Genomic DNA, 20,906 nt, shown 5'->3' on the forward strand with positions numbered 1-20,906 from the left:
CCTGTCCCTCCCCCCCCCTCCCCCCCCCCCCCCCCCCCCCCCCCCCCCCCCCCCCCCCCCCCCCCCCCTCCCCCCCCCCCCCCCCACCGCCCCCCCCCCCCCCCCCCCGGCGGGGACCTGGCGAAGATCTTGACGCGGTCCGGACATTTCCGCGCGGTCAAGGCAGTGTCCTAAACACACATCACTCGGTTAGATGAGTGTGGACACCAGAACGCCCCGCAATCCCACGGGGGGAAGCTCGTCAGGGTTCGACGAAGCTCCCGCGCTGAGCATGGTGAAAGTGCCGAGCGACCCGGCGCAGGTCATCGTGAACCACGCGAGCTTCCGCGTGCAGCTCCCCACCGCGCAGCGGACCCAATCCCCGCGTATCGCACGGCACTTGAGCAATGCCGCTGACACCAGGCACATGCCCGCTTCCGGCTCCGCGGTGCGGCGCCGCTCGCCCGTCGTCTGGAGCGGGAAGTCCGAGCCGGGCGACCCCGGAGCCACCGGGCTGCTGCAGGCGGTGCGCGGCACCGGCGTGCGCCATTCGGCCGAAGTGGGGGGCATCTCCCACGACGACGGAGGCGCCACGCAGGTCATCCCCCGCATCGACGACGACGATCTTGAGAGTACGCAGGCCACGCCTGCCGTCATCGGCCCCCGCCACCCCGAGTCCCATACCCGGCTCATCCCGCGCATGCCGGTGTCGGAGAGCGACCTCGACGAACAACGCCCCTACGGGGACGACGAGTTCGACGACGCGGACGACGAACGCGACGAGAACGGCCGCCAGGTCGTACGGCGGCACGGGGCCGACCCCGTGCGGCACGCCTATTACCCCGGCCGCCGCATGAACCTCGGCGTCGTGCTGCTTCCCATGCGCGTCTTCCTCGGGTTCATCTCCATCTACGCCGGCATGGGCAAGCTCTGCGACCCCGTGTACTTCGACGGCGGCGAACGCGGCTCCATGGTCAAGTGGCTCAACTCGCTGCACCCCTGGGCCCTCGCCGAGCCGCTGCGGGAGTTCGCCCTCTCGCACCCGGTGGGCGCGGGACTCTGCATCGCCTTCCTGCAGATCATCGTCGGCGTGCTCACGGTGCTCGGGCTCTGGCAGCGGGTCGCGGCCGGCATCGGCGTGCTCCTCTCCGCCGCGCTCCTCGTCACCGTCAGCTGGAAGACCGTCCCCGCGTACGACGCGCCGGACATCATCTATCTGGCCGCATGGTCGCCGCTCATCATCGCCGGCGCACCCGTCTACTCCGTCGACGGACGCCTCGCGGGCGAGGCCTGGCGGACGCTCGGGCCGCGCGTGGACATCTGGGAGCTGCGGCGCCGTGTGCTGCGGCGCGGCGGTCTCGTCGGCGGTCTCGTCGTCGGTCTCACGCTGCTCATCGGTTCGATGCTCGGCGGCGCCGTGCGGGACGCCGACCGCGTGACCGTGCCGGGCCCCGGAGAGGCCCCGCGCAACGAACTGCCGGGCTCACCGCTCCCGCAGGAACCCGGAAAGCAGCGGCACCGCCAGGGACAGTCGCAGAGCCCCACGACCGCCGGGTCCCAGGCTCCGACGCAGGGCAGTTCCGCGAGCCCCACGCAGGGCGCCGGAGGGGCGGCCACCCCGGGCGCGGCACCCGAGACGACCAACGCGGGCACCGGCCAGGGGCAGCAGCCGAGCCAGACGCAGGGCACCGGGCAGGCCCCGCCCCAGCAGTCGTCGCCCCAGCAGCCTCCGGCCTCGGCCACCGCGGGACCCACGTCCAGCGGCGGCGGCACCGGCGGCGCCGCGCCCGAGGGCGGCACGAGCGGCGGCGGCAGCGGCGGAGGCGGCGGCGGAAGCACGGGCGGCAACAGCCGACTCGTGGGAGGGCTGCTCGGCGGAGGCTGAGACCTGCTCGGCGGAGGCTGAGCAGGCCCGTGACCTACCCGTACGCCGATGGGCCCCGCACAGAGACTGTGCGGGGCCCATCGGCGTACGGGACGAGGAAACCCTCAGCCGGTCTGCGCCGCGAGCTCCTTGGCCGCTTCCGTCAGGTCCTTGGCCGTGTCGATCGCCCGCCAGTAGGCGCCCTGCGGCAGCGGGAAGCCCGCGAGGCTCTTCTCACGGGCCAGGCGCGGGAACGTGGTGCGCTCGTGGTCACCGCGGTCCGGGAGCAGCGCCGCGAAGGCGGAGGAGAAGACGTACACGCCCGCGTTGATCAGGTACGGGGACGGCGGGGACTCGATGAAGTCCGTGATGTGGCCGAACGCGTCCGTCTCGACGGCGCCCCACGGGATGCGGGGGCGGGCCAGGGCGAGGGTCGCGGTGGCGTCGCGCTCGGCGTGGAAGGCCGCCATGTCGCGCAGCGAGAAGCGGGTCCAGATGTCGCCGTTCGTCGCGTACCAGGGGCGGTCCGCGTGCGGGAGGTGGCGGGCGGCGTACTTGAGGCCGCCGCCGCGGCCCAGCGGCTCGTTCTCGACCACCGTGGTGACGTTCAGGGGGAGATCGGCCGACTCCAGCCACTCCTGGAGCACTTCGGCGAGATGACCGCAGGAGACGACCGCGTCCGTCACGCCCTCGGCCGCCAGCCAGGAAAGCTGATGGCCGATGATCGGGGTCCCTGTGCCAGGGATCTCGACCATCGGCTTGGGCCGGTCGTCGGTGTACGGACGGAGGCGGGAGCCCTGGCCGCCGGCCAGGACGACGGCCTGCGTGGGCTGGTGAGCGTGTGGGTCGCCGGTCATGCCGGTAACCCTACGTGCCCGCCCGATCAGCCGTTCTGATGGGCGGCGACGCCCGTCGCGAAGGACGTGTCGCAGACCGGGCGCGCATACGACTGCGCACGGCTCGGACCGTACTTCTGCGCGGCCGCCCGGCCGAGGGCACGGGCGATGGAGACACAGTGCCTGGCGAGCGACGGATGGCGGTTCACCTCCTGCTGGAGATGGGTGAGCGCCACACCCGGGTTCCTCTCCTGGAGTTCCAGGAGGAGCCGGTCGCGCAGGAGATCCTGCGGGGCGCGGGACTTGGCCGGTACGGAAAGATCGTCGGAGGATGCGGTGAGCATCGAATCCGAGTTGTTCCCGGACCAGTTGACGCTGGTGACCGCGAGGGTCCCGGAGAGCACCAGCATCACGGGCAGGACGAGGGCGAGCGTGCGGCCGATGCGACGGGCGGGGCCTCGATGGGCTCGGCGCGGCTTCTGGGTGTAGTTGGCGGAGTGCGTCACGCGAGTGAGCGTAGCGGTCGGTGATGATTTGGCGACATTTAGTCACTCGGTCGAGCGACGGAGAATGAGGTTTTTCTGGAGCGGTGTTGACGGGGGCGGAGCGAAATGACCGGTCTGCCGGGGTATTTGTCGACAACGTTGACGCACGGGTAAGGGCCCCGCACCGAGGTGCGGGGCCCTACAAGTGCTGGTGAGCCGTTTAGCTGGTCGGCTGGCCGACCAGCTCTCCGACCAGCTCGGCCGGTCAGCTCCTCAATCAGCTCGTCAGTCGGTGAGACGCTCGCCCGTCGACGTCGAGAACACGTGGATCTCGCCCGGGCGCGGCACGACGTGCAGCTGCGTGCCCTTCTCCGGGACCTTGCGGCCGTTCACGCGGACCACGAGGTCCTTGTGCTCGCCGCCGACCTCCGCGGAGCCGTAGACGTAACCGTCGGCACCGAGCTCCTCGACGACGTTCACGGAGACGGCGAGGCCCGCCGGGGCGTCCTCGGTCTCCTTGGAGAGGGACTTCGCGGTGGAGCCGTCCTGCTCGACGATGTCGAAGTGCTCCGGACGGACGCCGACGGTGACCGTGCGGTCGCCCTTGTCGGCGGCGGCGGAGAGTGCCGCGCGGTTGACCGGCACGACGGAGTTGCCGAACTTCACGCCGCCGTCGGTGATCGGGACCTCGACGAGGTTCATGGCGGGGGAGCCGATGAAGCCCGCGACGAAGAGGTTGGCCGGGCGGTCGTACATGTTGCGCGGCGAGTCGACCTGCTGGAGCAGACCGTCCTTCAGGACGGCCACGCGGTCGCCCATCGTCATGGCCTCGACCTGGTCGTGGGTGACGTAGACGGTGGTGATGCCCAGGCGCCGCTGGAGGCTGGCGATCTGCGTACGCGTCGAGACACGCAGCTTGGCGTCGAGGTTCGACAGCGGCTCGTCCATGAGGAAGACCTGGGGCTCACGCACGATGGCGCGTCCCATGGCGACACGCTGGCGCTGACCACCGGAGAGGGCCTTGGGCTTGCGGGCCAGGTAGTCGGTGAGGTCGAGGATCTTCGCCGCGTCCTCGACCTTCTGGCGGATCTCGGCCTTGTTGACGCCGGCGATCTTCAGGGCGAAGCCCATGTTGTCGGCGACGGTCATGTGCGGGTAGAGCGCGTAGTTCTGGAACACCATGGCGATGTCCCGGTCCTTGGGCGGCAGGTGCGTGACGTCGCGGTCACCGATGCGGATGGCGCCGGCGTTCACGTCCTCCAGGCCCGCGAGCATGCGCAGGGAGGTGGACTTTCCGCAGCCGGAGGGACCGACGAGGACGAGGAACTCGCCGTCCGCGACATCGAGCTCGAGCTGATCGACGGCGGGCTTGTCGCCACCCGGGTAGATGCGGGTCGCCTTGTCGAACGAAACAGTGGCCATGGTGAGGGCCCCCTTCACCGGCAGGAACGTGCCGGACGATCCGTTGTAAAGAGAGGAGTGGTGTAGTCCACCTGGGTGAACTGCTCGTGACCGTACCCCGGAGGTCATACGTCTGTCAGTAGCCGGGAGGCTGTGACCTTCGAGGAAGTTTTCGACGGGGCATCGGCGGTGTTGGTTACACTGCTCGGGCACGTCAGTGCAGCGCATGCCTCGCGGCGCGTGCCTCCTTAGCTCAGATGGCCAGAGCAACGCACTTGTAATGCGTAGGTCGTCGGTTCGAATCCGACAGGGGGCTCCAGCAGGCGAAGGCCCAGGACGCCGATGAGGTGTCCTGGGCCTTCGTGGTTTTCGTGGGTGTGGTGCTCCTGGCGGCTAGGAGGCGATGGCTCCCGTCGCCTTGCTCGTCGCCGTTCCGTTGCTGTGGCCGGTGCGGTGGGCCGTCAGCTTGACTGTGATCTTCTTGCCTCGCTGGGTGGACTTCAGGGGCAGTGAGGTCTTGGTCGCCCCGGTGATCTTCGTGCCGTTCGCGTACCACTGGTAGGAGTACGAGCCCGGGGCGGGCGACCAGGTGCCCTTCGTGGCCTTGAGGGTCTTGCCGACCTTGGCGGTGCCGCTGATCGTCGGCTTCGCTGACGCCTTGGGCGCGGCGCCCTTGGCTACCGTGACCGTCGGCGATGTCGCGGTGGCGTCATCGTGACCCGCCTTGTGGGCGGTGACCGTGACGGACAGCTTCTTGTTCAGGTGCGCTGCCGGGATCTTGTACGTCGAGGCCGTGGCGTCGGCGATCGCCTCGCCGTTCGCCTTCCACTGGTAGGTGTACGACGAGGGGGTGGCCGTCCAACTGCCGGGGTCAGCAGTGAGCTTGGAGCCGACGGTGGCTGTTCCCGTCACCTTGGGGGCGGTGGTGTTGCGCGGCGTCGGGTCCGTCACGGTGAAGGTGCCCTGCGCGTACTCCCAGCCGCCTGCGAGCACGCTGACGTTCCAGGTGCCCGCGGGGACGTCCCTCAGGTCGAGCGTCGCCTTCAGCGTGCGGTTGTCCGCGGAGATCGACTTCGTCTTCGCGGTGAGGGTCTTGCCCGACTGCGTAAGCCGGACCGTCGCGTCGGGGTTGATGGCGGTGCCCGTCACGGTGAGTGTGGGCTCGGTGCCGCCGGGGGCCTTGGTCGGGGTGACGCCGGTGACGGTGACCTTCTCGCCGCCGCAGCGGGCGGACGAGCACTTGAGCGTGGCGCGGTAGGAGGTGGTGCCGGCCTTCTCCGGGAGGCCGAGTACCAGGACGGAAGGCCTGGTCGGGTTCGACTGCGATTCGTTCACCCCGCAGACGTAGCCGTCCAGGATGGTCAGGGTGCAGCCGTTGGTCCACACGTTGTTGTAGAGCGCGGGAACCGCCGTGGTCTCGGCCCCGGTCGTGTCGGTGATCTCGGCGTCGAAGTGGTCGCCGTCCACAGTGGGCAGGACCGCGCATACCGCGGTGCGGGACTCGTCGAGGGTGCCGGTGATCGGTCCGTATCCGTAGGCGATCGAGGGGACCTTGGTGCACTCGGCGGCCGGGCCTTCGGCCGTGGCGACCCGCAGGGCGTCGAGGCGGTACTCGGGCGCCGCCTTGAGGTGGGTCGGCACCTGGACGAGGACTTGGTGGGTGGTGCTTCCGGTGGCCGCGCAGGCGCGGTTCCGCGAGGTGCAGTCGGTCTTGCCGTCGTCACCCAGGACGGTGATGTTGGCGGTGCCGAGGGCGTCCCGCACGTCGAGGTGCAGGACATCGTCGGCGGAGGCGGTGGTGACCTGGTGGCAGCGCAGGGAGCCGGGAGCGCCGTACGTCCCCTTCACGGAGGGCCCGCCGACCTTGGAGGCCGCCGTCTTCGCGCAGCCCGCCGAAGACGCCGTCGATGTCACGTCGCGCCGGGTCAGGGCGTAGTCGGCCGTCTGGTCGCTGCCGGTGACCAGGACGGTGTGGGCCTTGCCCGGGGTCAGCGCGCAGAGCGTCCAGCCGTTGGTGGTGGCGTAACGGTCGCAGACGCGCTTGCCGGTGGAGTCGAGCACGGAGAACTTGGCGGGGACGTCACCGGTCGTGGCGGTGAGCTGTAGTACCTCGGCCGAGGTGTGGGCGTCCGCCGGGATGGTCAGGCAGCGCGAGAAGACGCCGTCCCCGGTGGAGAAGGCGGCCTTGGCTCCGTCGGCGGCGAAGCTGCCCGCGGGCAGGACGGGGCAGTCGTTCGCCGCGTCCGTGCGGTGGACGGCGACCGTGTACGGGCCGGTGCGGGGGCTGCCGTCGGCGTGGACGAGGGCGCGGTAGGGCGCGGTGCCCGTGAGTGCGCAGTCGCCCGCGGTGAGCTTCTCCGCGTCGCACTGCTCGGTGCCTTCGCTGTCGAGGACCTCCACGTCGGCGTCGACGCCGGAGCTGCTCAGCGGGGTGAGTGCCGCGATCCGGGAGTCCTTGGGCGCGGGCAGGTTCAGGCAGTCGTACTGTCCGGCTGTGCTGAACTCGCCCTTGTGGGCGCCCATTTCGCTCTTCGCGCAGCCGTTGCCGGAGGCCCGGTCGAGGACGATCAGGCCGCGCGCGGTGTCGTGGAAGGGGTACGAGCCGTCGAGGTAGGCGGTGTAGGTGCCCGCGGAGGGCAGTCGGCAGGGCTGCTCGGTGTTGCGGCAGACGGTCTTGCCGGAGTGGTCGTGTACGCGGACCGGCCCGGTGTCACCGTCCTTGTCGACGGAGTCGAGCCGGTACTCGCCCGCCTTCTCGGCGGTGACCGTGAAGCAGGGTGTCGTGGTCAAGTCCTTTGCCGTCAGGGGCCCGTAGGGGCTGATCGGGGCGGACGGGCAGCCCTGAGGGGCGTTCAGGCGGCGTGCCGTGACCCCGTACTCGGCGGGGAAGCCCTTCTCCGCGTAGGTGACGCGGGAGAGGGCGCGGTAGGGGCCCTTGCCGGGCAGGACGCAGCTGTCCTCGCCGTCCTCGGGGAAGTGGGGGCAGATCCGGGCGCCGGTGGCATCGGTGATCCAGGCGATGGACTCGCCGTAGGCCTTGGTGCCGCGGGTGAGCCGGATGCGGTCACCGGGCTCGGCGTCGAAGGGCTGGCAGCCGATCTCGGCGGGGCTGGTGGATGTGCGCGTCGGAGTCGGCTGGTCCCAGGCGGTGGAGGTCTTCGGGGCGCAGCCGCGGGTGCTGCCGAGCGGTACGACGGTGACCGCGACGTCGGCGTCCTCCCAGCCGTCGTTGACGACCTTCAGGGTGTAGGTGCTCGTCCCGGAGAGGTCGCACCAGCCGTTGTCGCGGTACTCGGTGTCGTAGCAGTCGAGCCGGGTGTCGCCGCTGTAGACCTCGGTGTGCGCTTCGTTGCTGGAGTCGTCGAACGAGACCAGGTGGAGACCGGCGTCGGTGGTGGTGAAGGTGTAACAGGTCGTCGCGTCGGGTGCGACGGTGGCCTTGCCGAGCGCGGTGCCCGGATCGCCGAACGGGGCGAGGGCGAGCGGTGTGCACTCGGGTTCGGCGGCGTGGGCGGCCGTGGCCGGCAGTGCGGACGGAACGAGCAGGGACAGGAGCGCGGTCAGGACGAGGAAGAGCGCGGCGGAAGCCGTGGATCTCACAGATCTCACAGATCTCACAGATCTCACAGATCTCACAGGTGTCGCAGGTCTTGCAGGTCTTGCAGAAGGACGTGGTTCAGGCATCGAGCCCCCCCAGGCTGAGTGAATGATCGGGTGATCGTGACACAGGGGTGTGACAACCCGTGCTGGAGGGGCTACTGAGGTCAGTTGCGGCCCGCCACCTTGTCCGCCCATCGGGCCAAGCGGGACGAAGTCGCCGTGTGGGTGGCCAGTTCGCGGCGGTCGGCCGTGTTGTACGTCGCGTACATGCCGTGGACGCCCAGCCAGCGCAGGGGTTCCGGTTCCCACTTGCGGACCTTGTGGTTGACCCAGGGGAGCGTGGTGAGGTCCGTGGGGCCTGCCTGGCCCGAGTCCTGTTGGACCAGGTCGCGCAGGGTGCGGGCCGCCAGGTTGGCGGTGGCTACGCCGGAGCCGACGTAGCCGCCCGCCCAGCCCAGGCCCGTCGCGCGGTCCAGGGTGACCGTGGCACACCAGTCGCGGGGGACGCCGAGGACGCCGGACCAGGCGTGGGCGATCCGCACTCCGGCCAGTTGGGGGAAGAAGCGGGTCAGGATCTCGCGCAGGGCTTCGATCGTCGGCGGTTGGGTGCGGCCGTCGTTGTCCGTTCTGGAGGCGAAGCGGTACGGGACGCCTCTGCCGCCCAGTGCGATGCGGCCGTCCGCTGTGCGCTGGGCGTACATGTACGCGTGCGCCATGTCGCCCAGCGTCTCGCGGCCCTCCCAGCCTATTGATTCCCATTGGGCGGGCGTCAGGGGTTCTGTCGCGATCATTGAGGAGTTCATCGGGAGCCAGGTGCGGCGCTGGCCCTTGAGGGACGCCGTGAAGCCCTCCGTGCAGCGCAGGATGTACGGCGCGCGGACCGTTCCGTACGGGGTGATCGCGTGTTTCGGCTTGATCTCCGTGACCGGGGTCGATTCGTGGATCGTCACGCCGAGGGACTCGACCGCCGCTGCCAGACCCTTGACCAGTTTCACCGGGTGCAGGCGTGCGCCGTGCGGGGTCCAGGTGGAGCCGACGGCGCCCGAGACGCGGATCCGGTCGGCCGTCTCGCGGGCGCCCAGCAGGGTGCGGTCCTTCTCGCCGTAGGCGAGTTCCGTGGCGTGGAATTCTTTCAGGCGCGTCAACTGGGCGGGTGTGTAGGCCACTTCGAGTACGCCGCCGTGGTGGATGTCCGCGTCGATGGACTCCTCGGTGGCCGTGCGGATCACTTCCGCCACCGTGTCGTTCATCGCCTCCTGGAGGCGGATCGCCGCGTCCTTGCCGTGCAGGCGGGCGTAGCGGTCGCGGCCCGCGATGCCGTTGTAGAGCCAGCCGCCGTTGCGGCCCGAGGCTCCGTAGCCGCAGAACTTCTGTTCCAGGACGGTGATGCGGAGGAAGGGGGCGGCCTTCTTCAGGTAGTACGCGGTCCACAGGCCCGTGTAGCCGCCGCCGACTATGCAGACGTCGGCACTCTCGTCGCCCGGCAGGGGTTCGCGGGGGGCCGGGGTGCCGTGGTCCGCGTACCAGAACGAGATGCCGCCGTTGATCGTGCTGCTCATGGGCCGGACGTTACTGCGCTGGTGGGGGCTTTGGGGAGGGCCGTGGCGTGCGGTTTCGGGGCGGGGGGTCCGATACGTTGATCCGGTGCGTGGCGAAGTGTCATGTGCCTTGATCCTGGAGGACTGTTCAGATGGCCGTACGCAAGGCCGGGCGCATCGTCGCCGCGGTGGCCGCCACCGCATTTCTCGCCGGGGGCGCAGCCGCCTGTGGGCCCGATGACCTCACGGGCGGGGGCGACGACAAGGCGTCGGCCTCCGCGTCCGGGTCCGCGTCCGCCGGTGGTCCCGAGGCGAAGGAGCCGCCGGCCGGTACCGACGCGCTCGCGAAGACGCCCGCCACCGTGAAGGGTGGCGTGATCACGGTGGGCGACCCGAAGGCCGGGCACACGGTCAAGCTGTACGAGGACGCGCGCTGCCCGATCTGCCGGAAGTTCGAGGAGTCCGGTGCGCAGGCCCTGGTGAAGCCGGTGGCCGAGGGCAAGGTGAAGGTCGAGTACACGCTCGCCTCGTTCCTCGACAACAACCTCGGCGGCAGTGGCTCGGTCAACGCGGCGAACGCGCTGCGGGCGTCGGTCGACGCGGGCAAGTTCCCGCAGTTCCACGCCGCGGTCTTCGCCAACCAGGCCGCGGAGGAGACCGAGGACGCGTACACGCCCGACTTCCTGTTGAAGATCGCCGAGAAGGTGGACGGGCTGCGGGGCGCCGAGTTCGACAAGGCCGTGCGGAAGGGGACGTACAAGAAGTGGGTCGGTGTGGCCATGAAGGCTTTCACCGATGACGGGATGCAGGGCACGCCGACCGTCCTGATCGACGGCAACAAGGTGCACAGCGACGCGCTGTTCGACCAGGACGCGTTCGCCAAGGAGCTCAAGGGTTCCGGGATTTCTTGATCCTCCGTAGTTCCCGTTCTCGTTCTCGTTCGCGTTCCCGTCTCCTCGGGGGCGGGCGTACGGCGCTCCGGGTCAGTGGGAAGCAGGCCAGGCCGATCAGGACCGCCGTGAAGTGGCCCAGGTCGGTGAAGGTCCTTCCGGTGATCAGCGGGGTGCCGTACGCGGCGAGGACGATCAGGAGGTACGCGTATCTCCAGGGCGAGGGGATCCAGTAGGTGAGGGCCGCGACCACGCCCGCGAGCGCGTAACTCACCCCCACGTCCAGGGTTTTGGCGGAGGACGTGGGTGCGGCGCCGTGGTGGATCGCGAGCGCGAGGACGCCTTCGCTGATGAGGGTGGCCATGACGTGTGAGCTCGCGGCCACCGCGAGCCAGCGCGCCGTGCCGAGCCAGCGTTCGGCGGTGGCGTGGAAGACGGTGTAGAGCACGACGTACGGAAGCCAGCCGCCGCCGTCGATCCAGAACGCGCTGGAGACCAGGACGCGGACGGGGTTCTGCGACAGTTCGTGGATGTTCGTGGAGCGCTGGCGCAGGAAGTCGTTCTCGAACTCCGGTGACATGTGGTGCATCGCGACCGTGGTGACGAAGAGGGTCGTGAGCCAGATGTACGTTCCGGGGGCGCTGCGGAGGTAGGCGAGGACGGCCTGCCTCGCGGTTCTCGTAGTTCGCGCACTCCTCGTACTCTTCGCAGCCCTCGCGGTCCTCGTAGTTCTCGTGGTCCTCGCAGTTCTCCTGGCTCTCGTGGCCCGAATAATCCCCATGCGGCGATTCACCCACGCCGGTAGCGTCGCGGGCGTGATCGACATTCGCATTCCGGACGGGCTGATCGAGTCGCAGTACGCGTACGCGGGTGAGCCGGGCCGTGCCTTCATCGCGGCGCTGCCCGCGCGGGTCGCCGAGTTCGTCGAGCGGTGGGAGCTGACGGTCGACGGGCCCTCGATGCACGGGATGGCCGCGCTCGTCCTGCCCGTGGTGCGGCGGGACGGCACTCCCGCCGCGGTGAAGTTCCAGCTCCTCGACGAGGAGACCGAGGGGGAGCCGGTCGGGCTTCGGGTGTGGGACGGCGACGGGGCCGTGCGGTTGCTGGACCACGACGGCGGTACTGGCACGATGCTGCTCGAACGGCTGGACTCCGGGCGGATGTTGTCGACGATGACGGATACGCGCAAGGCCGTGCTCGTCATCGCCGAGCTGCTCGCGCGGCTCACCTCGGTGCCCGCGCCGGAGGGGATGCGGCGGCTCGGGGACATCGCGGGGGAGATGGTCGACGATCTGCCGGGGGCGCTGAGGGCGATCCCCGATCCGGTGGAGCGGGCGGTCGTGGAGCGGTGCGGGGGCGCGGTGCGCGAGGTCATGGGTGAGCCCGGTGACCGGCTGCTGCACTGGGACCTGCACTTCGAGAACGTCCTTGCCGCCGAGCGCGAGCCGTGGCTCGCCATCGACCCGAAGCCGCTGGCCGGGGACCCCGGGTTCGACCTCTGGCCCGCGCTCAACAACCGTTTCGACGTGGACGACGTGCTGTGGCGGTTCGACGCGATGAGTGAGGTCCTCGGGCTCGACCGGGAGCGGGCGAAGGCCTGGACGCTGGGGCGGGTGCTGCAGAACGCGTTGTGGGAGATCGAGGACGGGCGGTCGCTCGACGAGGAGGACCTGGAGGTCGCGCGGTTGCTGCTGGGACGCTGACGGCCTGCCTTGCCTCCTGCTTGCCTTGCCTCCTGCCTGCCCTGCCTCCCGCTTGCCCTGCTTCCCGCCTGCCCCTCCCGCCTGTCCTGCCCGCCCTCGTCTGGATCCGCCCCGGCACCCGCCTGGTCTCCCTCCGCACCGGCGTGTTCACGCCGCGCCGCCCGCGAGGCCCAGGATGCGGCGTGCCATGCACGAGTCGACGGTGTCCTTCCGCAACAGCCAGGCGGTCCTGCGCTGCGAGACGTTCCGGTAGAGAACGCGGGCAGCGGTGCCGTCCGGTCGCGCAATGCGACGGAAATGGTGCGGCAACCCAGGAGGGACTTCGCGAAATGAAGTCTCTCCGATTTCTGTCATGGCCGCGCTGACCGGATATTGCGGTAGCGGAAACCGGAAGCGGCACCGGTAAATGCACTGTCCTTCCGGTGAGTTCCCCGGCATGGCGTCCGGCCCGTCTCGAAAGCGGGCATGAGCGCGTCATGTGAAAGTCGTCGGAAATGGCCAATGCTCGAAACCGACTTGAAGTGTTCATGAATCACCCGAAAGAATCTCGATCGTATTCAGTGCGCAAACCGGCGACCGGCCGATCGAACACTGATCGACCGAATTCCGGGCGATCGAACGCCGATCGAACGCTGGTCGACCGAACATCGATCGACCGGACACCGACCGGCAGCGCACAGTCCGGGGGGACTTACAACGGGGGAACATGCATGGTCATCAGCCGTGACCCGCTTCATCCGCGTTGCTCCTCGCGCTCGCGACACATCCAACCCACACTCAATTCGCGCTCGTTCCGGAATTCCAGAAAAAGCGTGAAACACGAGTAACAGTACGAGGAGTTCATGTGCCGAACGGCACCGAACGCGTTCTCGCGGAAGTCCTGGCGGGTGTCACCCGTGTGGACCATGTTCCACCCGACAGTCACTTCTTCGACGATCTGTGCGCCAACTCTCTTGTCATGGCCCATTTCTGTGCCCGGGTACGCAAACACGCGGACCTGCCGGCGGTTTCGATGAGGGACGTCTACGGCCATCCGACGATCCGCAGACTGGCCGCCGCCCTCGACGAGGCGCCGGTCGTGAAGGTGGCCGAGCCCGAGCCGCTTCCGCCACCCGGCAGTACACCCCGCTATCTCGTGTGCGGGGCACTGCAACTGCTCGCCTTCGCCCTGTACTGCGTGTCGGCCGGGATGATCACTGCCCGGGGCTTCGCGTGGGTCTCCGCGGGCGCCGGCTTCGTCGACGTCTACGCGCGCTCGGCACTGTTCGGCGCAGCGGTGTTCCTCGGCGCGTGCATCGTGCCCGTGGCGGCGAAGTGGCTGCTCGTCGGCCGCTGGCGGGAGACCGAGTTCCCGGTGTGGAGCCTCGCCTACGTCCGCTTCTGGCTGGTGAAGTCGCTGCTGCACGCGAACCCGATGGCACTGTTCGTCGGCAACCCGGTCTACGTGCTGTACCTGCGGGTGCTCGGGGCGCGGATCGGGCCGGGAGTCACGATCCTCTCCCACTCCGTCCCGGTCTGCACCGACCTGTTGACGATCGGCGGGGGCACCGTGATCCGCAAGGAGGCCCACTTCCTCGGCTACCGGGCCCACGCGGGCGTCATCCGCACAGGTCCCGTCACCCTCGGCCGGGACGTCTTCGTCGGCGAGAAGACGGTCCTGGACATCGGTACGTCGATGGGGGACGGCGCCCAGCTGGGCCACGCGTCGGCGCTGTACGACGGCGCCGCGGTGCCCGCCGGACAGCACTGGCACGGCTCACCCGCCGAACGCACCGGCGTCGACTACGTCCGGGTACCGGCAGCCGCCTGCTCCACCCCGCGCCGGGCCCTGTTCGCGGTGGGCGGGCTGCTCCAGGCGATCCTCGTGGTCGTGCCGCTCGCGATCGGCGGGACCCAGCTGCTGCTCACCGAGGCGCCCGCGCTCGACGTGCTGTTCGAACCCGACACCCACGACCTCACCTCGGCCGCGTTCTACGTCGAGGCGGTCGGCCTGTCGATCGTCGGCTTCCTGGCGTTCCTGCTCATCGGCCTCGCCGCCGTGTCCGTGCTGCCACGCGCGCTGCGGCCGATCCTGCGCCCGGACCGCACCTATCCGCTGTACGGCCTGCACTACTCGGTGCAGCGCACGATCGCCCGGATGACCAACATCAAGTTCTTCAAGTGGCTGTGTGGCGACAGTTCGTACATCGTCCCCTACCTGCGGGCCATCGGATACGACCTCTCGCAGGTGGAGCAGACCGGATCCAACTTCGGCACCGAGGTGCAGCACGAGTCGCCGTACCTGGCCAAGGTCGGCAGCGGCACGATGGTCGCCGACGGCCTTTCGATCATGAACGCGGACTTCTCCGCGACCTCGTTCCGCGTCGCGCGCGCGTCGATCGGGCCGCACAACTTCCTGGGCAACCACATCGCCTACCCGGTGGGTGGCCGCACCGGCGAGAACTGCCTGCTCGCGACGAAGGTGATGATCCCGCTGGACGGACCGGTCCGCGAGGGAGTGGGGCTGCTCGGCTCGCCGCCCTTCGAGATCCCGCGCACCGTGGAGCGCGACACCCGCTTCGACCATCTGCGCGAAGGCGCCGAGCTGCACCGCAGGCTGGCCGCGAAGAACCGCTACAACCTGCGCTCGATGGCGCTGCACCTGTTCCTGCGGTGGCTGCACTGGGTCGCCCTCACGGTGATCGGTTTCGCCGCCTTCGACCTGTACGACGTGGCGGGCGGGCTGCTGATCGGCGCCTTCATGGTCCTGGGCCTGGCGTTCAGCACCGGCTACTACATCCTGATCGAGCGGCTGATCTGCCGCTTCCGGCCGCTCGTTCCGCAGCTGTGCTCGATCTACGACCCGTACTTCCGGTGGCACGAGCGGCTGTGGAAGGTGTCCGACAACCACCTCGTGGTGTTCAACGGGACACCGTTCAAGAACGTGGTGTGGCGGCTGCTCGGCGTACGGCTCGGCCGCCGGGTGTTCGACGACGGCGTCTCCATCACCGAGCGCACCCTGGTGACGATCGGCGACGACGCCACCCTCGCCGCGCACACCAAGGTGCAGGCCCACTCGCAGGAGGACGGCACCTTCAAGTCCGACCGCATCGCCATCGGCGCGGGCTGCACCCTCGGCACCGGAGCGCTGGTGCACTACGGCGTGACGCTGGGCGACGGCTCGGTACTCGCCCCCGACTCCTTCCTGATGAAGGGCGAACAGGTGCCCCCACGGGCGCGGTGGGGCGGCAATCCGGCGGCGGGGAGGTAGGGCCATGACAACGATCCCGCAGTGGACGCGCACCCCGAGTCCGGGTGCGGCGGAGTACGAAGTACCGCTTCCCGAGGGCCTGTTGGCTTCGGCGTCCGCCCTGACGGCCGCGCACGAGCGCGTGCTGGCCGAGCTGTCCGCCGAGCGCGACGACACCGTGCTCGCGGTGAGCGTCACGGACCGCGTTCTGCGGCTGCGCTACCGCAAGGACGTCCTCGACCGCGAGGCCGCGGGCCGCATCGCCGGTTACCACCTCGCCGCGCTCGCCGAACCCGGCCGCCGTAGCCTGCTGTCCGATGCCGAACTCCGGTTTCAGGTAGCGGAGTTGGCGGGTCCGCACCGCACGCTGCCCGACCGGCGCGTGCACGAGCTGTTCGAGGAGCGGGTGGCCGCGCACCCGGACGCGGTGGCCGTCGTCGCGCGGGACGGGCAGTGGACGTACGGGGAGCTCAACTCCCGTGCCAACCGGATCGGTCGGGCGCTGCTCGCACGCGGGCTGCGGCCCGAGGGCGTCGTCGCGGTGCTGACCGAGCGGACCCTGGACTGGACGGCAGCCGTCCTCGGCGTCCTCAAGGCGGGCGGCGTGTATCTGCCCATCGAGCCGCACTTTCCCGCGGCCCGCATCGCGACGACGCTCGCCCGGGCGGGCTGCGACCTCGTCGTCGCCGAGGAGGGCGGCGCCATCTCCGGTGACGCCTTCTCCGATGGCGCCTTCTCCGGTGACACCCTCTCCGTGGCGACCGCCTGCGCCGAGGGCCACCCGGACGGCGATCTCGGTGTGCCCGTCGCGGCGGACCAGCTCGCCTACATCTACTTCACGTCCGGCTCCACCGGCGAGCCCAAGGGCGCGATGTGCGAGCACGCGGGGTTCCTGAACCACGTACTCGCCAAGCTCGACGACCTCGGCATCGGCGCCGGACAGGTGGTGGCGCAGACCGCGCCCCAGTGCTTCGACATCTCCCTGTGGCAGCTGCTCTCCGCGCTGCTCGTGGGCGGGCGGACGCTGCTTGTGGAGCAGGACGCGATCCTGGACGTGCCGCGCTTCGTGGACACCGTCGAGCGCGGCCGGGTCAATGTGCTCCAGGTGGTGCCGTCGTACCTGGAGGCCGTCCTGGCCGAGCTGGACGCGCACCCCCGCGAACTGCCCGATCTGCGCTGTGTGTCGGTGACCGGCGAGGCGGTGAAGAAGGAGCTGGTGCGGCGCTGGTTCGCGGCGCGGCCCGGGGTCCGGCTCGTCAACGCCTACGGTCTTACCGAGACGTCCGACGACACCAACCACGAGGTCATGGACCGGGTGCCGGAGCACGACCGGGTCCCGCTCGGCCGGCCCGTCGCCAACGTGCGGATCTACGTCGTCGACGCGGACCTGGTGCCCGTGCCGCTCGGGGCGCCCGGCGAGATCGTCTTCTCGGGGGTCTGCGTCGGGCGCGGCTACGTCAACGACCCCGAGCGCACCAAGGCGGCGTTCGGCGAGGACCCGTACCGGCCGGGAGAGCGGCTCTACCGCAGCGGCGACCACGGACGCTGGCTGCCCGACGGGAAGCTGGAGTTCCTGGGCCGCCGGGACGGTCAGGTGAAGATCCGTGGGTTCCGCGTCGAGATCGGCGAGATCGAGAACGCGCTCCTTCGCGTGGACGGCGTCCGCGACGGCGCGGTGATCGTCGTACGGGGCACGCAGCTCGCCGCGTTCTGCGCGGGGCCGCGGCCGGTGGACGCGGGGGTCGTGCGGGAGCGGGTGGCCGCGTCGCTGCCCGCCTACATGGTCCCTGCCGTCGTGCACTGGCGCGAGCGGCTGCCGCTGACCGCCAACGGCAAGACCGACCGCCGGGCGCTCACCACGCTCGCCGAGCAGCTCGCCGGCGGCACCGACCTGCCCCGCACGGACGACGAGCGCAGGCTCGCCGCCGCCTGGGCCGACGTGCTCGGCGTCCCCGCCGACCGGATCGGCCGACGCGACCACTTCTTCGACCTCGGCGGCTCCTCGCTCTCCGCCGTGAAGCTGGTGATCGCCCTGGACCGGGCGATCACCCTCAAGGACGTCATCGACCACCCGGTCCTCGCAGACCTCGCAGACCTCGCGGATCTCGCGGATCTCGCAGGACCGCTCAAGCGGACGACTGCTCAGCTCCGATGAAAGAAGGAAGGAACACTCGATGCACCGCTCGACTCCGTCCCCGTTACCGGACGACATCTCGCTCTTCCCTGGCAGCCCACCCCTGCTGAGCGCCGCCACCGGCGGTGACCCCGAGGGCTGGGCTGCCGAGCACCACGAAGCGCTGCGGGCCGCCGTCGCCGACCACGGCGCTGTCCTGGTCCGCGGTCTCGGCCTCGCCGAACCCGACTCCATGACAGCTGTCTTCCGGCGCCTCGCCCACTCCCTGATGCCCGACCGGGAGCCGTTCGCGCCCCGGCGCAGGTACACGGAGGGCGTGTACTCGTCCACCAAGTGGCCGCCGAACCAGCCGATGTGCATGCACCACGAGATGAGCTACGCCCTGGAGTTCCCCGGCATGCTCCTGTTCGCCTGTCTTGAGGCGCCCGCCTCCGGCGGGGCGACCGGCGTCGCCGACGCGGCGGCCGTCCTGGCCGCGCTGCCCGCCGAGCTGACCGAGCGGTTCGAGAAGGAGGGCTGGCTTCTCGCGCGGTCGTACCACGACGAGATCGGGGCGTCGGCCGCCGAGGCGTTCGGCACCGACGACCACGACGCCGTCGCCCAGTACTGCCGTGCCCACGCCATCGACTTCGAGTGGCAGTCCGACGGCTCGCTGCGCACCCGGCAGCACCGCAGCGCCGTGATCCACCACCCGGTCGGCGGCCGGCGCCTCTGGTTCAACCAGATCGCCTTCCTCAGCGAGTGGACGATGGACGCCGAGGTGCGCGATTACCTCATCGACGTCTACGGCCCCGACGGGCTGCCGTTCACCACGCGCTTCGGCAACGGCGATCCGATCGGCGAGGACGTCGTCCGCGCGATCAACGAGGTGTACGACGCGCACACGCTCCGCGCGCCGTGGCGCTCCGGCGACCTGCTGCTTCTCGACAACCTGCGCACCGCGCACAGCAGGGAGCCCTTCGACGGCCCGCGCGAGGTCCTGACCGGACTCGCCGATCCCGTCCGGCTCGCCGACTGCGCGCCCACGGTCGAGGTGAGCGCCGCATGACCGGCACTGCTCCGGCCTTCGCCGTGATCTCCGGCCGACAGGTCCAAAAGGCGCTGTACACAAGGGAAGTGGAGATCGCCGGGCTGATCGAGGCCGTGTACCGGCTGCACGGGGCGGGCGAGACCGTGAACCCGCCGTCGTTCTTCCTGCGCTTCCCCGACCGTCCGTCGGCGCGGATCATCGCGCTGCCCGCCTCGCTCGGCGGGCCGCTGCGGGTGGACGGCCTGAAGTGGATCTCCAGCTTTCCCGGCAACACCGCCTCGGGCCTGCCCCGGGCGTCGGCCGTGCTGATCCTCAACGATCCCGACACCGGATACCCGTACGCCTGCCTGGAGAGCTCGGTCATCAGCGCCACCCGCACGGCGTCATCGGCGGTGCTCGCCGCCGACCAGCTGAGTCGCACCAGGTCCCGTCCGGCGCGCGTCGGCTTCCTCGGCACCGGGCTGATCGCCCGCTACGTCCACACCCATCTCGATGCCAACGGCTGGGAGTTCGACGAGACAGGCGTGCACGATCTGGCCGCGGACAGCGCGGCCGGGTTCCGCGGCTATCTGGAGCGGGCCGGGGTCAAGGGGCGGATCACGGTGCACGACACCGCCGAGACACTGATCCGCGAGAGCGACCTGCTGGTCGTGGCGACGATCGCCGCCGAGCCGCACGTCCACGACCTGTCGTGGTTCGACCACCACCCGCTGGTGCTGCATCTCTCGCTGCGCGACCTCGCGCCCGAGATCCTGCTGGCATCGTCCAATGTCGTCGACGACATCGAGCACTGCCTCAAGGCGGACACCTCCCCGCACCTGGCCGAACAGCTCACCGGTAAGCGGGAGTTCATCGACGGCACGCTGGAGGACGTACTTTCCGGACGGATCACCGTACCGGCGGACCGCACGGTGGTGTTCTCACCGTTCGGTCTGGGGGTACTCGACCTCGCGGTCGGCCGCTTCGTCCATGAAGAGGTGGCCCGGCGAGGCGAACTCCACGTCGTGGAGGGGTTTTTCAACGAGTTGAGCCGATACGGCTGACGGAATTTTTGTGGCGCACAAAGCGACACGGGGGACACAAGAGGGGGGCACACCATGCCTGTCATTTCCGATCCTGCAAGGTTCAATGAGGAACAGCTCTATGTCGACCTGAGGGCCGCGCTGGGGCTGCCGCTGTACTTGAAGTGCGAGGGGTTCAACTTCGCCGGTTCGATCAAACTGAAGGCCGCCACCGAAATGGTGGACGCCGCCGAGCGCGAAGGCCGGCTGCGGCCCGGTTCGGTGCTCGTCGAATCCTCGTCCGGGAACCTGGGGGTGGCGCTCAGCGTCATCGCGGCCAGCCGCGGCCACCGGTTCCTGTGCGTGACCGACGTGCGGTGCAACCAGCCGACGATCCGGCTCATGGAGGTGCTCGGCAGCCGCGTGCACGTCATCGAGGAGCCGACCGGGGACGGGGGGCTGCTGGGTGCGCGGCGCGCGTACGTGCGGGCGCTGTGCGCGGCCGACGACCGGTACGTGTGGCTCGACCAGTACAACAACGAGGCCAACTGGAAGGCGCACTACCGCACCACGGCCCCGGCCATCGCCGATCACTTCCCGCGCCTGGACGTCCTGTTCGTCGGGGCAGGCACCACGGGGACGCTGATGGGGTGCGCCCGGTGGTTCTGGCAGTGGAGGCGCCGGGTGAGCATCGTCGCCGTCGACAGCGTCGGCTCGGTGAGCTTCGGCGGGGCGCCGAGCCGGCGGCTGATACCGGGGCTCGGCACGAGCGTGCCGCCGCCCATGCTCGACAGGTCGTACATCGACGACGTGGTGCACGTCGAGGAGGCGGACACCGTCCGCGCCTGCCGGACCCTGGCGAGCCGGGGATTCCTCTTCGGCGGTTCGACGGGCACGGTGATCAGCGGCGCGCAGCGGTGGCTCGATCAGCACGGCCGACGCGGCATGACGGCGGTGGCGATCGCCCCGGACCTCGGTGAGCGCTACCTGGACACCGTCTACCGGGAGGGCTGGTCACCGGCCGAGCCCGAGACCGAGCCCGAGCCCGAGAACGAGACCGAGACCGAGACCGGGCGGAGCGAGGTGGCCGCGCTGGCCTGTCTGGCGAGCTGACCACCGGCGGCGGGGGGGGGGGGGGGGGGGGGGGGGGGGGGGGGGGGGGGGGGGGGGGGGGGGGGGGGGGGGGGGGGGGGGGGGGGGGGGGGGGGGGGGGGGG

Annotated in this window: 14 protein-coding genes, 1 tRNA gene and 1 pseudogene; 9 read left to right on the forward strand and 7 right to left on the reverse strand. The window is 70.2% G+C overall.

Going from position 1 to position 20,906, the window contains the following annotated elements; genetic code table 11:
- The first annotated feature begins 193 nt into the window (after positions 1 to 193).
- Positions 194 to 1,864, forward strand: a complete 1,671-nt coding sequence (locus ACZ5CR_RS34610) for a DoxX family protein (RefSeq protein ID WP_468864942.1) — start codon at positions 194 to 196, stop codon at positions 1,862 to 1,864.
- A gap of 104 nt (positions 1,865 to 1,968) precedes the next feature.
- Here ACZ5CR_RS34610 and ACZ5CR_RS34615 read toward each other — a convergent pair whose 3' ends face one another.
- The 3 genes from ACZ5CR_RS34615 to ACZ5CR_RS34625 all read right to left on the reverse strand — a co-directional run bounded on the left by ACZ5CR_RS34615 (position 1,969) and on the right by ACZ5CR_RS34625 (position 4,586).
- Positions 1,969 to 2,700 (reverse strand): nucleotidyltransferase family protein, encoded by a 732-nt coding sequence (locus ACZ5CR_RS34615; protein WP_468864945.1) that lies wholly within the window; start codon positions 2,698 to 2,700, stop codon positions 1,969 to 1,971.
- 26 nt (positions 2,701 to 2,726) lie between these two features.
- On the reverse strand, positions 2,727 to 3,185 hold the full coding sequence (locus ACZ5CR_RS34620; RefSeq protein WP_389905266.1) for a hypothetical protein: 459 nt from the start codon (positions 3,183 to 3,185) through the stop codon (positions 2,727 to 2,729).
- Positions 3,186 to 3,449: 264 nt separating this feature from the next.
- A complete protein-coding gene (locus ACZ5CR_RS34625) occupies positions 3,450 to 4,586 on the reverse strand; it encodes an ABC transporter ATP-binding protein (RefSeq protein WP_468864947.1) in 1,137 nt (378 codons plus the stop codon).
- A gap of 221 nt (positions 4,587 to 4,807) precedes the next feature.
- Between ACZ5CR_RS34625 and ACZ5CR_RS34630 the strand changes: the two genes are divergently transcribed.
- Positions 4,808 to 4,884, forward strand: a tRNA-Thr gene (locus ACZ5CR_RS34630).
- Between the two features lie 74 nt (positions 4,885 to 4,958).
- Here ACZ5CR_RS34630 and ACZ5CR_RS34635 read toward each other — a convergent pair.
- Positions 4,959 to 8,165: a Tat pathway signal protein gene (locus tag ACZ5CR_RS34635; RefSeq protein ID WP_468864950.1), complete on the reverse strand. Its 3,207-nt coding sequence runs from the start codon at positions 8,163 to 8,165 to the stop codon at positions 4,959 to 4,961.
- A 164-nt stretch (positions 8,166 to 8,329) separates the two neighbouring features.
- The gene (locus ACZ5CR_RS34640; RefSeq protein ID WP_468864953.1) at positions 8,330 to 9,724 is read right to left on the reverse strand and encodes an NAD(P)/FAD-dependent oxidoreductase; all 1,395 of its coding nucleotides are present in this window, start codon (positions 9,722 to 9,724) and stop codon (positions 8,330 to 8,332) included.
- A gap of 131 nt (positions 9,725 to 9,855) precedes the next feature.
- Between ACZ5CR_RS34640 and ACZ5CR_RS34645 the strand changes: the two genes are divergently transcribed.
- Positions 9,856 to 10,614, forward strand: a complete 759-nt coding sequence (locus ACZ5CR_RS34645) for a DsbA family protein (protein WP_468864955.1) — start codon at positions 9,856 to 9,858, stop codon at positions 10,612 to 10,614.
- On the opposite strand, the gene ACZ5CR_RS34650 is transcribed toward ACZ5CR_RS34645, so the two are convergent.
- The gene (locus ACZ5CR_RS34650) at positions 10,592 to 11,218 is read right to left on the reverse strand and encodes a rhomboid-like protein (protein WP_468864981.1); all 627 of its coding nucleotides are present in this window, start codon (positions 11,216 to 11,218) and stop codon (positions 10,592 to 10,594) included. The genes ACZ5CR_RS34645 and ACZ5CR_RS34650 overlap by 23 nt on opposite strands.
- Positions 11,219 to 11,372: 154 nt before the next feature.
- On the opposite strand from ACZ5CR_RS34650, the gene ACZ5CR_RS34655 reads away from it, so the two are divergent.
- The gene (locus ACZ5CR_RS34655) at positions 11,373 to 12,296 is read left to right on the forward strand and encodes an aminoglycoside phosphotransferase family protein (RefSeq protein ID WP_468864957.1); all 924 of its coding nucleotides are present in this window, start codon (positions 11,373 to 11,375) and stop codon (positions 12,294 to 12,296) included.
- Positions 12,297 to 12,446: 150 nt separating this feature from the next.
- Here ACZ5CR_RS34655 and ACZ5CR_RS34660 read toward each other — a convergent pair.
- Positions 12,447 to 12,650: pseudogene (locus ACZ5CR_RS34660) on the reverse strand (hypothetical protein); the annotation flags it as partial.
- A 490-nt stretch (positions 12,651 to 13,140) separates the two neighbouring features.
- Between ACZ5CR_RS34660 and ACZ5CR_RS34665 the strand changes: the two are divergent.
- Genes ACZ5CR_RS34665 through sbnA form a run of 5 tightly spaced genes read left to right on the forward strand, consistent with a single transcriptional unit; the run spans position 13,141 to position 20,803 of the window.
- Complete coding sequence (locus ACZ5CR_RS34665; RefSeq protein ID WP_468864959.1) at positions 13,141 to 15,546, forward strand: Pls/PosA family non-ribosomal peptide synthetase; 2,406 nt, start codon at positions 13,141 to 13,143, stop codon at positions 15,544 to 15,546.
- Between the two features lie 4 nt (positions 15,547 to 15,550).
- Positions 15,551 to 17,680, forward strand: coding sequence for a non-ribosomal peptide synthetase (locus tag ACZ5CR_RS34670; protein WP_468864962.1), 2,130 nt, complete (start codon positions 15,551 to 15,553; stop codon positions 17,678 to 17,680).
- Between the two features lie 19 nt (positions 17,681 to 17,699).
- Positions 17,700 to 18,707 (forward strand): TauD/TfdA family dioxygenase, encoded by a 1,008-nt coding sequence (locus ACZ5CR_RS34675; RefSeq protein ID WP_468864964.1) that lies wholly within the window; start codon positions 17,700 to 17,702, stop codon positions 18,705 to 18,707.
- The gene (sbnB, locus tag ACZ5CR_RS34680; protein ID WP_468864966.1) at positions 18,704 to 19,732 is read left to right on the forward strand and encodes a 2,3-diaminopropionate biosynthesis protein SbnB; all 1,029 of its coding nucleotides are present in this window, start codon (positions 18,704 to 18,706) and stop codon (positions 19,730 to 19,732) included. The genes ACZ5CR_RS34675 and sbnB overlap by 4 nt, the downstream gene beginning before the upstream one ends.
- Positions 19,733 to 19,786: 54 nt before the next feature.
- Positions 19,787 to 20,803, forward strand: a complete 1,017-nt coding sequence (gene sbnA, locus ACZ5CR_RS34685) for a 2,3-diaminopropionate biosynthesis protein SbnA (RefSeq protein ID WP_468864968.1) — start codon at positions 19,787 to 19,789, stop codon at positions 20,801 to 20,803.
- Positions 20,804 to 20,906 lie beyond the last annotated feature (103 nt).

Source organism: Streptomyces sp. NPDC031274 (genome assembly GCF_055570235.1).

Excerpts from the sequence above, each read along its gene's own strand:
- ACZ5CR_RS34670 (WP_468864962.1), top strand. The coding sequence starts at position 15,551 with ATGACAACGATCCCGCAGTGGACGCGCACCCCGAGTCCGGGTGCGGCG.
- ACZ5CR_RS34640 (WP_468864953.1), bottom strand. The coding sequence starts at position 9,724 with ATGAGCAGCACGATCAACGGCGGCATCTCGTTCTGGTACGCGGACCAC.
- sbnA (WP_468864968.1), top strand. The coding sequence starts at position 19,787 with ATGCCTGTCATTTCCGATCCTGCAAGGTTCAATGAGGAACAGCTCTAT.
- ACZ5CR_RS34615 (WP_468864945.1), bottom strand. The coding sequence starts at position 2,700 with ATGACCGGCGACCCACACGCTCACCAGCCCACGCAGGCCGTCGTCCTG.
- ACZ5CR_RS34610 (WP_468864942.1), top strand. The coding sequence starts at position 194 with ATGAGTGTGGACACCAGAACGCCCCGCAATCCCACGGGGGGAAGCTCG.
- ACZ5CR_RS34675 (WP_468864964.1), top strand. The coding sequence starts at position 17,700 with ATGCACCGCTCGACTCCGTCCCCGTTACCGGACGACATCTCGCTCTTC.
- sbnB (WP_468864966.1), top strand. The coding sequence starts at position 18,704 with ATGACCGGCACTGCTCCGGCCTTCGCCGTGATCTCCGGCCGACAGGTC.
- ACZ5CR_RS34655 (WP_468864957.1), top strand. The coding sequence starts at position 11,373 with ATGCGGCGATTCACCCACGCCGGTAGCGTCGCGGGCGTGATCGACATT.
- ACZ5CR_RS34645 (WP_468864955.1), top strand. The coding sequence starts at position 9,856 with ATGGCCGTACGCAAGGCCGGGCGCATCGTCGCCGCGGTGGCCGCCACC.
- ACZ5CR_RS34625 (WP_468864947.1), bottom strand. The coding sequence starts at position 4,586 with ATGGCCACTGTTTCGTTCGACAAGGCGACCCGCATCTACCCGGGTGGC.